At 66.4% G+C, this 8,663-nt stretch carries 8 protein-coding genes; 4 read left to right on the forward strand and 4 right to left on the reverse strand.

All coding sequences use genetic code 11. The features are described from left to right. Window positions 1-507: 507 nt before the first annotated feature. Complete coding sequence (locus tag FVW20_RS01570) at window positions 508-864, reverse strand: ArsR/SmtB family transcription factor (RefSeq protein WP_196608002.1); 357 nt, start codon at window positions 862-864, stop codon at window positions 508-510. 180 nt (window positions 865-1,044) lie between these two features. After that, window positions 1,045-2,073, reverse strand: a complete 1,029-nt coding sequence (locus FVW20_RS01575) for an NAD-dependent epimerase/dehydratase family protein (protein ID WP_196608003.1) — start codon at window positions 2,071-2,073, stop codon at window positions 1,045-1,047. Between the two features lie 645 nt (window positions 2,074-2,718). On the opposite strand from FVW20_RS01575, the gene FVW20_RS01580 reads away from it, so the two are divergent. The 4 genes from FVW20_RS01580 (at window position 2,719) to FVW20_RS01595 (ending at window position 6,282) form a co-directional block, all read left to right on the forward strand. Further along, window positions 2,719-3,840: a glycosyltransferase family 4 protein gene (locus FVW20_RS01580; RefSeq protein WP_196608004.1), complete on the forward strand. Its 1,122-nt coding sequence runs from the start codon at window positions 2,719-2,721 to the stop codon at window positions 3,838-3,840. A gap of 305 nt (window positions 3,841-4,145) precedes the next feature. Then, window positions 4,146-5,495 carry a TIGR03013 family XrtA/PEP-CTERM system glycosyltransferase gene (locus FVW20_RS01585; protein ID WP_196608005.1) on the forward strand — a complete coding sequence of 450 codons (1,350 nt, stop codon included), beginning with the start codon at window positions 4,146-4,148 and terminating at the stop codon, window positions 5,493-5,495. Between the two features lie 106 nt (window positions 5,496-5,601). Further along, window positions 5,602-5,949: a type II toxin-antitoxin system RelE/ParE family toxin gene (locus FVW20_RS01590; protein WP_196608006.1), complete on the forward strand. Its 348-nt coding sequence runs from the start codon at window positions 5,602-5,604 to the stop codon at window positions 5,947-5,949. A 12-nt stretch (window positions 5,950-5,961) separates the two neighbouring features. Next, window positions 5,962-6,282: a helix-turn-helix transcriptional regulator gene (locus tag FVW20_RS01595; protein ID WP_196608007.1), complete on the forward strand. Its 321-nt coding sequence runs from the start codon at window positions 5,962-5,964 to the stop codon at window positions 6,280-6,282. A 135-nt stretch (window positions 6,283-6,417) separates the two neighbouring features. On the opposite strand, the gene hypE is transcribed toward FVW20_RS01595, so the two are convergent. Continuing rightward, entirely contained in the window at window positions 6,418-7,443 is a 1,026-nt protein-coding gene (hypE, locus tag FVW20_RS01600; protein ID WP_196608008.1) for a hydrogenase expression/formation protein HypE, read from the reverse strand. Window positions 7,444-7,447: 4 nt separating this feature from the next. Continuing rightward, window positions 7,448-8,545 carry a hydrogenase formation protein HypD gene (hypD, locus tag FVW20_RS01605; protein WP_372434958.1) on the reverse strand — a complete coding sequence of 366 codons (1,098 nt, stop codon included), beginning with the start codon at window positions 8,543-8,545 and terminating at the stop codon, window positions 7,448-7,450. Between the last annotated feature and the right edge of the window lie 118 nt (window positions 8,546-8,663).

The following is an 8,663-nucleotide window of genomic DNA, read 5'->3' on the forward strand; positions in this document are numbered from 1 at the left end:
CGGCGCGCTCCTGCTCCGGCGACAGTGCCGGGGCTTGGGCGGCGGTGGCGGAAGGAGCGGAACAGGCGCAGCCGCCTGCGGCAGAATCCCCGCCAGCCAGGGGGCCAAGGGGCTTCAGGGTGAAACCGGAAGCTGCGCCCGCCCCGCCGGACGGAACTGCCGTGCCGGGCATGGCCGGTGCGGCCAGACGCCCCGATTGGCCTGATTGGCCCGATTGGCCAGATTGGCCAGACGGGGCCGGACAGCAACGCCCCCCGTGGGCCGTGCCCAACGGCGCAAGAGGTTGCAAAGGGCGCACCTCCGCCGCATGGTCGCCCGGCGCCATGGAATGCCCGTCCGCACCGCCCGACGTGGAAGATGTGGTTGCACCCATCCCCCCGTCATTCTTTTCCGATTCGCTAGCCATCTGCCGTTCTCCCTTTTCGTCGGCTCTTTGCCCGGCATGTCTGCATTATTTCCTATTTGGCTTAATGGCCAAATATTCGCACAAAAAAAACCCCGCGCTGCCTACTTTCCGGAGCGCAAGGCCACCAACTGGGCCAGATCGCGGGTGGCCGCCTCGATATGATGGCCCGTGCATTCCAGAAAGGACCGCACGCACCCCAGCGCCAGCGAATAGTAGACGTTGGCCCCGCGCTTCTCGTCGCGCACCACGCCCGCCCCCTTGAGAATGGACAGGTGCTTGGACACCGTGGAGACGTCCGAACCCACCAACGCCTGCAACTCGCACACGCACCGCTCGCCGCGCGTCAGTTCCTCGACCATCAGCAGGCGGCTGGGATGCCCCAGCGCCTTGAATATCTCGGCCTGCGCCTCGATGAGCCTGCGGTGGGCGGCTGCCCGTCGGGGTGCGATCATTTGCATGTTTTGCCAAATACTCTCCCGGGCCGGGCTTGGCAAGCCCCCATTCCCCTGCCAGATCGACAAGGCTGCCTGCCGGGGCACCGGTGCCCAAACGCACGCCGCCCCGCCGCAGGGGTTGCGGCGGGGCGGAACGGGCAATGCGGGCAATGCAGGCAGCGCGGGGCAACCCGCGCGCCGCGTCTACTTCAGGTTGGCGGCGTACCAATCGCCGGACAGGCGCAGCCCCTGGCGCACGCTGTACGCCGGCTCGTAGCCCAGCCGGGTGTGGGCGCGGCTGATGTCGGCCAGGGAATGGCGCACGTCGCCGAAGCGGAATTCGCGGTGTTCGGGCCTGGCCGTGGCGGCTTCCGGCTTGTGGCGGCTCACTTCCTCGCGGATCAGGTCGAACAGCTGGTTCAGGTCGGTGCGTTCGCCGAAGGCCACGTTGTACACCGTGTTCAGGGCCGCCTCGTCGGTGGCGGTGGCGGCCAGCAGGTTGGCCTGCACGCAGTTGTCGATGTAGCAGAAGTCGCGGCTGGTTTCGCCGTCGCCGTTGATGAACACGGTCTCGCCGCGCAGCAGCGATGCGAACCACTGCGGAATGACCGCGGCGTAGGCGCCGAAGGGATCCTGCCGCTTGCCGAACACGTTGAAGTAACGCAGGCCGATGGCCTTCATGCCGTAGCAGGTGGCGAACACGTCTGCGTACAGTTCGTTGACGTACTTGGTCACCGCATAGGGCGACAGCGGCTTGCCGATCTTGTCCTCGACCTTGGGCAGGGTGGGTTCGTCACCGTAGGTGGAACTGGACGCGGCGTAGACGAAGGTCTTCACCTTGGCGTCGCGGGCGGCCACCATCATGTTCACGAAACCCGAAATGTTGCTTTCGTTGGCCAGGATGGGGTCTTCGATGGAGCGCGGCACGGAACCCAGTGCGGCCTGATGCAGCACGTGGTCCACGCCTTCGCACACCTCGCGGCAGTGCTCCAGGTTGCGGATGTCGCCTTCCTTGAAGCGGAAGTTGCGCCACAGGTCCGCTCCCACGATCTCGCGCACCATGTCCAGGTTGCGCTGGTAACCGGTGGCGAAGTTGTCCAGCCCCACCACCTTCTGACCGTGCATCAACAGCGTTTCCAGCAGGTTCGAACCGATGAATCCGGCAACCCCGGTGACAAGCCAGGTGCGGGGAGCGGCTTCCAGTTCCTGCATCAGGGCGGTATAACGGGTCATGATGGTGATCCTCCCTGGGGAGTGGCGGTTTCGGATGGAATGCGCATTGTACGTGCGCCGGAATGTCGCGTCAAAGGATGGCGCGCCGGGCACCGTTGCGGCAGGGCGCAGCCCCGTGGGCGGCAGGGCGGTGCGCGGGCTGGCGCTCTGCCCGCCGCCTCGGGCTGATGCCCTTGGGGACGGAGTCGCCGCCCACCACCGCAACGTGGGCGCTTCTACTCCCAACGTCACACCCTGTAAAGAGGCCGCAGGGGGGGCATACCGCACGGCACGAAACATGTATGGTATGGCAGGATACACACCCGACGGCGGGATGATGACACTGCGGGCAAAATTCGTTCCGCCGCCAACCATAAGCCCACCCCGGTCGGCGGTCCGGCCCCCCGCACTGGGCACACGGTTCCGGCGACCGCCAAGCGCAGCCCGGGCGCCCCGCGCCCGGCCCCCTTTTCAGCGTGCTGCCCACCTGTTACAAGGTGCGCGTTCTTCCGCTCCCCGCGCCGCGTGCGCCCAGGGCGGGGCAACACTTCCCCGGCGGCCTGCCGGGATCAGCGTCCGGCGTGTCCTGTACGGCCTGTTCGACCTTTGCGACGGGCACGGCCAGCAGAACAGGCACGATCGGGCGCGCAGCCAGCGAGGCATCAGATGAAGGTAGCCATTCTGGGCAATCAGGCCCGGGCCATGGTCAATTTCTGGAGCGTGCTCATCCGCAGGCTCCGTGCGCTGGGGCACGAAGTGCTGTGCATCGTGCCCGACGCCGACACCGACACCGAAGGCCGCGCCGCGCTGGAAGCCATGGGCGTTCGCGTGGCAGGCTACCCCCTGGATCGCAAGGGGCTGAACCCCGTGCGAGACGCGGCCACCTTTGCCGCGCTGTACCGCATCTTTCGGCAGGAACGGCCCGACGTGGCCTTCTGCTTCACCATCAAGCCGGTCATCTACGGGGCAACGGCGGCGGCGCTGGCGCGCGTGCCCGCCCGCTACGCCATGATCACCGGGCTTGGCTACATGTTCGAGGCGGACACCCCGGTCAAGCGCATGCTGACCAGGGTGGCCGCCCTGCTCTACCGCATCGCCCTTTCATGCGTGCGCACGGTGTTCTTCCAGAACATGGAGGACCGCCGGGTCTTCGAGGACAACCGCATCATCCCGCACTCCACGTCCGTGGCCATGAGCCGGGGCACCGGGGTGGCCCTGGACCACTTTGCCCAGGCAGAACCGGTGCTGACCCCGCCGACCTTCCTGCTGGTGGGCCGCCTGCTGGAGGCCAAGGGCCTGCGCGAATACGCCGGGGCCGCGCGTCTGCTGAAGGCAAGGCATCCCGACGCCCGCTTTCGCGTGCTGGGACCGCCGGAAAGCGGCCCGGGCAGCGTGCCCCTTGCCGAGGTGGAAGGCTGGACGCGAGAAGGAATCATCGAATATCTTGGCCAGACCCGCGACGTGCGCCCGTACGTGGCCGACGCCAGCGTGGTGGTGCTGCCCTCGTGGCGCGAAGGCACCCCATGCTCGGTGATGGAAGGCATGAGCATGGGCCGCGCCGCCGTGGTCACCGACGCCCCCGGCTGCCGCGAGGTGGTGGAAGACGGCGTGAACGGCTTCCGCGTGCCCCTGCGCGACCCCGAGGCGCTGGCCGCCGCCATGGAACGGTTCATCACCGACCGCAGCCTGATCGCCCGCATGGGGCAGGCCGGGCGGCGGCTGGCGGAAACGGAATTCGACGCCGACAAGGTGAGCGAGCATATCCTGCGGGTGATGCGCCTGGCGTAGGGGCTGCCTGCGATTGTCCCTTCGCCCGTTGGGTCCGACCCGAAAGGCGCGAAGCGTGGCCGTTGGGCGAGCCTGCGAGTCCTGCGGACAGCGTGCGCAACGCGGTCAAACTTCATTGGCCATAGCGTTGCGGTCCTCGTCCGTAATGCTCGAAGTCTCGCATAACGGCTGAGGCACTCCCTCATGACAGGCTCGTTTTCCTAGCCAACGGACGAAAATCGTTATTTGGAAACAGCCCCTGTAGTTAGCACGGGCGCGACAGCCCCCCGCGACGAAAGATTTCCCATCCATTCCGGGAGGAATGCGTGAACGACAATATCCGCAACAGCCTGTTCCGCCTGCTGGATGCCCTGTGCATCCTCATCGCGCTGTACGTGGTCGGCGAAACCATGCTGCCCGACGAATACAGCGTGCTCATCGACTATACGGGCGCCTCGTTCTTCACCACCTTCTTCTTCCTGCTCTCGTTCTACGTGCTAGACTGCTACTCGGTGGGCGAGGAAGACTTCCGCGATTCCGTGGCCCGCGTGGGTGTGGCGTCCGTGCTGGGGGTCATCGCCACCGGTTTCACCTTCTATTCGTTCGAAAGCTGGCGCTTCGACCGGGCCACCTTCGTGCTGCTGCTGGTGCTGGTGGTGACCCTGTGCCTGACCTGGCGCGTGGTGTGGCACCGCATCGGCAAGCGCTTCATGACCCGGCACAAGGTGGTGCTGGTGGGCGTGGACCGTGCGGGCAAGGTGCGCAGCCTGCTGGCGCAGAGCATGCCCCACGCCGAAATCCTGGGCTACGTGGGCGAAGGCGACATGGACGCCGACGCCGGGCCGTGCCTTGGCCCCTCGTACGATCCGCTGGGGGTTGCGCGCAGCCACGGCGCAACCATGCTGGTCATGCTGCCCGACGCCCCGCTGGACGAGGACATCGCCCGCGAACTGCTGCGCGCCAAACTGGGCGGCCTGATGGTGGTGGATATCCGCACCCTGTACGAACACGTGGCAGGGCGCATTCCCGTCAGCCTCATCCGCGACGAATGGCTGCTGATGGAGGACGGCTTCAACCTGAACACGCAAGGGTCCATGCAGCGCCTGAAGCGGGTGTTCGACGTGCTGACGTCCTTCGTGCTGCTGGTGCTTACCCTGCCTATCATGGCCATTGCCGCCCTGGTCATCCGTCTGGAATCGCCCGGCCCGGTGATCTACAGGCAGAAGCGCGTGGGCCTGCACGAAAAGGAATTCACGGTGCTGAAGTTCCGCTCCATGACCGTGGACGCGGAAAAGAACGGCGCGGTGTGGGCGCAGAAGGGCGACACCCGCGTGACCAAGGTGGGCAAGTTCATCCGCAAGGTGCGCATCGACGAACTGCCCCAGCTGTGGAACGTGCTGCGCGGCGACATGTCGCTCATCGGCCCGCGCCCGGAACGCATGCAGTTCGTGCGCGAACTGGAAAAGGTCATCCCGTACTTCTACGTGCGCCACACCGTGAAGCCGGGCGTTACCGGCTGGGCGCAGGTGTGTTACCCCTACGGGGCCTCCATAGAGGACGCCCGCTACAAGCTGGAGTACGACCTGTACTACATCAAGAACATGTCACCCCTGCTGGACCTGAAGATCGTGCTCAAGACCGTGGGGGTCATCCTGTTCCCCAAGGGCGCGCGGTAGACACCATTTTCCCCGATACGCCAAAGGCCGGTCACCCATGGGTGGTCGGCCTTTCTCATTGTTCGACCCACTTGACGATATGCATTAAAAGCTATATTTTCAACGCATGAAATGGGACGTCAGCTTTTGCGATGCATTCGACGCCGAGTTCGACGGGTTCGACGTTCCGCTTCAGAACGAACTACTGGCGCGGCTTTCGCTGCTGGAGGAAGTCGGCCCCGCGCTGAGGCGCCCCCACGTGGATACACTGAAGGGCTCCCGGCATCCGAACATGAAGGAACTGCGCTTCAGCCTTGGCCGACAGCCGTACCGCTTCCTTTTCGCCTTCGATCCGCTACGGAATGCCGTGGTGCTGGTCGGCGGCAGCAAGGCTGGCGATGCCCACTTCTATGACCGGCTGATTCCCGTTGCCGATGCCCGGTACGACCGGCATCTTGCCACGCTGCAACCATAGGAAGGCAATCACATGGCCCGCAAGCTCAGCGCCGTTATCGCGGCACTGCCCGAAGCCCGCCGGGAAACCATCCGCAAGCGCACCGACGAGTTGCGCATGGAAATGAACCTGCGTGAATTGCGCCGGGAACTCGGCGTTTCGCAAAAGGAACTTGCCGCCGCGCTGGATGTTTCGCAGGCCACCGTTTCCAAGCAGGAACGCAGCGGCGACATGCAGATCAGCACCCTGTGCCAAATCGTACACGCCCTTGGCGGGACACTACGCATCACCGCGCAACTGCCGGGCCGGAAAGAAGTGGAAATCACGCCGTTCTCGGATGCCTGCCGGGTGTGACGGCACACCGCCATGTGCGTGCTACCCCCAACCGATGCGTTTGCGGGGTGAGAGCACGAGAGAGGGGGGCTTTTCAAAGCCCCCCTCTCTCGTATTCAATCTTTTCTTCTCTTCTTCTTTCCCGCCCCGCCGCCGTCAGCAAATCCTCGGCAACTGCTCGCCCTCCAGCATGGAGAGCAGGCGGTGGCCGCCCATGGGCGTTTCCAGGATGACCTGCCCGGCCCTGCCCGGCCCCGCGCCATCGGCGGCCACTATGGTGCCGATGCGGGCGGCTTCGGTCCCAAGGGGGCTCTGGCGCAGCACGGCAAGGGCGGCGTCGGCCTTTTCCTGCGGCAGGATGCAGATCAGCTTGCCCTCGTTGGCGAGGTACAGCGGGTCCAGACCGAGGAACGAGCAACCCTCGCGCACGGCATCGCGCACGGGGATGTCCCGTTCCGCGATGCGCATGACCACGCCCGACTGCCCGGCGATTTCGTTCAGGGTGGTGGCAAGGCCGCCGCGCGTGGGGTCGCGCAGCACATGGATGTCGCCCACCTCCAGCAGCAGCCGCTCGGTCAGCCCGTTGAGCGCGGCGGAATCGCTGCGCACGTCGGCGGAGAAGTTCAGCCCTTCGCGGTGCGACAGGATGGTCAGCCCGTGGTCACCCATGCTGCCGCTGATGATGACGGCATCGCCGGGCCGGGCGGAATGCCCGCTGGGCGAGGGATTCGCGATGATCTCGCCGATGCCGGTGGTGTTGATGAACACCTTGTCGGCCATGCCGCGCGGCACCACCTTGGTGTCGCCGGTGACGATGCACACCCCGGCCTCGCGCGCGGCGTTGCCCATGGAGGCGACGATGCGCTCCAGCACCTCCATGTCCAGCCCTTCCTCAAGGATGAACCCGCAGCTCAGGTAGCGAGGCCGCGCGCCCAGCATGGCCACGTCGTTGACGGTGCCGTGCACGGCCAGCGTGCCGATGTCGCCGCCGGGAAAGAACAGCGGGTCCACCACGTAGCTGTCGGTGCTCATGGCCAGCGGGCCGGTCAGTTCCAGCCGGGCGGCGTCGTCCAGCGTGCGCAGCACGGGGTTGTCGAAGTGTTTCAGGAACAGTTCACCGATGAGCCGGTGCGCGGCCTTGCCGCCGCTGCCGTAGTCGAGAAGAAGCGTATCACCGGCCATGCGATCAGGCCTCCACGTTGTACTTGAAGTAGGCGGCGCAGCTGCCCTCGGTGGAAACCATGCACGGCCCCACGGGCTTGGCGGGCGTGCAGGCCTTGGCGAACAGCGGACAGTCGCAGGGCTGCATCTTGCCCTTCAGCACGTCGCCGCACTTGCAGCCCGCGATGGGCCTGGCCTCGGGCAGGGTAAGGCCCAGACGGGCCATGGCGTCGTACTGCTCGAACTCGGGCCGGAACACCAGACCGCTGCCGGGAATGCAGCCGATGCCGCGCCACAGGGCGTCGGCGGTCTGGAACACCGTGTCCAGAATCTCTCTCGCGCGGGGGTTGCCCGCGTCGTCCACGGCCCGGCGGTAGGAATTGACGATGGCGAATTCGCCCGTCTTGCGCTGCTCCACCATGATCAGCAGGGCCTGCAGGATGTCCACGGGGTCGAACCCGGCGATGATGCCGGGGGTGCGGAATTCGTCGGCCACGAAGCGGTACGGCTCCATGCCGAGAATGGTGGATACGTGCCCCGGCAGCAGAAAGGCGTCCACGGCGCAGTCCGGGTCGGCCAGCAGGGCGCGCAGCGCGGGCGGCACCAGCTTGTGGAACGACAGCACGCAGAAGTTGGTCAGCCCCTGCTGCCGCGCCATCAGCACCGTGGCGGCCACGGTGGGGGCGGTTGTCTCGAAGCCGATGCCCAGGAACACCACGGTGTCGCCGGGGTTGTCGGCGGCCAGCTTCAGCGCGTCATGGGCGGAGTAGACGATCTCCACCCGCGCGCCCTTGGCCTGGGCCAGCTTCAGGTTGTCGCCGCCGGGGCCGGGCACGCGCATCAGGTCGCCGAAGGTGGCGATGATCACGCCGGGCTTTTCGGCCAGTTGCAGGTAGGCGGCCACCTCGCTTTCATGGGTCACGCACACCGGGCAGCCCGGGCCGGACAGGTGCTTGACCCCGGCGGGCAGCAGCGGGCGCATGCCGCTCTGGAAGATGGCCACGGTATGGGTGCCGCACACTTCCATGAAGCGCAGGGGGCGGTCCAGTTCGCGGTGCAGCCGTTCGATAAGGCCGCGGGAAAGGTCCGGATCCTTGAAGGCCGTGGAGAAATTCACGCTCACGTTGGTCTTCCTGCCTGTCGCTGCGTCGGCGGTGCACCCGGGTGGGCCGCTGTGGGCCGAACCCCGCGGGCCGCCCGCCGGACGATGATGCGCCGCCGGGCCGTGGACCGGTCAGGCG

Origin of the sequence: Nitratidesulfovibrio oxamicus (assembly GCF_015731765.1) — a bacterium.
Classification (GTDB): domain Bacteria; phylum Desulfobacterota; class Desulfovibrionia; order Desulfovibrionales; family Desulfovibrionaceae; genus Cupidesulfovibrio; species Cupidesulfovibrio oxamicus.

Excerpts from the sequence above, each read along its gene's own strand:
- FVW20_RS01595 (WP_196608007.1), top strand. The coding sequence starts at position 5,962 with ATGGCCCGCAAGCTCAGCGCCGTTATCGCGGCACTGCCCGAAGCCCGC.
- FVW20_RS01580 (WP_196608004.1), top strand. The coding sequence starts at position 2,719 with ATGAAGGTAGCCATTCTGGGCAATCAGGCCCGGGCCATGGTCAATTTC.
- FVW20_RS01575 (WP_196608003.1), bottom strand. The coding sequence starts at position 2,073 with ATGACCCGTTATACCGCCCTGATGCAGGAACTGGAAGCCGCTCCCCGC.
- hypE (WP_196608008.1), bottom strand. The coding sequence starts at position 7,443 with ATGGCCGGTGATACGCTTCTTCTCGACTACGGCAGCGGCGGCAAGGCC.
- FVW20_RS01590 (WP_196608006.1), top strand. The coding sequence starts at position 5,602 with ATGAAATGGGACGTCAGCTTTTGCGATGCATTCGACGCCGAGTTCGAC.
- FVW20_RS01570 (WP_196608002.1), bottom strand. The coding sequence starts at position 864 with ATGCAAATGATCGCACCCCGACGGGCAGCCGCCCACCGCAGGCTCATC.